Origin of the sequence: Bartonella callosciuri (genome assembly GCF_014203215.1) — a bacterium.
Classification (GTDB): Bacteria; Pseudomonadota; Alphaproteobacteria; order Rhizobiales; family Rhizobiaceae; genus Bartonella; species Bartonella callosciuri.
The window spans coordinates 1-961 of record NZ_JACHIM010000009.1 but is presented as its reverse complement, the minus strand read 5'-3'; the positions used below and the strand labels follow the sequence as shown (position 1 = coordinate 961).

Below are 961 nucleotides of genomic sequence, written 5' to 3'. Positions count from 1 at the left end.
AGAAGCTTTTGCTCTTGATCATAGGCAGTTTGGGGGACTTTTATCCTATCAGGATTGGATTTCTTTGCCGCCTCAGCTGTGTTCAATGATATCTCTGGTGAGGTGATTATCCATGGAGAGTCTTTTTATCAAAATACAATAAGATTGGACTGTTGGTAGATTGGATTCTTGGGCATTAAAATCACGGGTTATTTTTAGAGGAATAATGATCGTGAAACAATGCTGTCCACCCTGTAGCAATGAATTTGTCAGTCCTGAAAGAAGGATAAAACAAACGGTTAGAATTTAAAACGTAAATGCTATTTGTTTTGTGCGTGCTGAGAGAACCGAAATTTCCGATAAAAAAGGAACAATTTCTTCCAAAATTAAAGGCTGGTCCCGAAAAGTTGTTAAAGCTTTGTTAAGAGTTTGTTCATCAGAATGATTCAGCATGATTTGATTTTTTCCATCATAGCCAAAACGGCGTGTTTTTAAAAGACCGCGATTGCCGAGTGCTGCAAGTGCTGAAAGCAGAGAAGCGTAATTGTCAACAGCATACCACGACGCTGTGCGGATGCCTTGCTTCTGCAAAAATTGCTTCTCAAAAAGCCGATCTTGTGTGATTTCCAATGCTTTGGAAGAAGGATAAACATTTTTGCTTTTTTCTGCATGTTGAACCATTTGAAGCGAAAGATTTTCAAACTCATAGGTCATAACGTCACACAGAGAAATGAAGCGATCTAATGCCGAAGTATCCTCATAAGCTGCAACAATATGTTTGTTTGCTGTTTGCGCGGCTGGACAATCTGCTTCAGGGCAAAATACAACGGTTCGAAACCCTAATTCCGCTGCTGCTATGGCCAGCATGCGCGCCAATTGTCCTCCGCCTATTAAACCGATTGTGCTATTGGGAGGTAACAGAGTAGAGACAACGGGTATGTTAGGGGCTATGGGGGATGCATCCGGGTTAGTGGCTGTGCTG

General features: G+C 41.6%; 1 pseudogene. It reads right to left on the bottom strand.

The annotated features are described in order from the left end of the window. Positions 1–303 precede the first annotated feature (303 nt). Positions 304–930 (bottom strand): annotated as a pseudogene (locus HNQ69_RS06660) (ATP-grasp domain-containing protein); the annotation flags it as partial. Between the last annotated feature and the right edge of the window lie 31 nt (positions 931–961).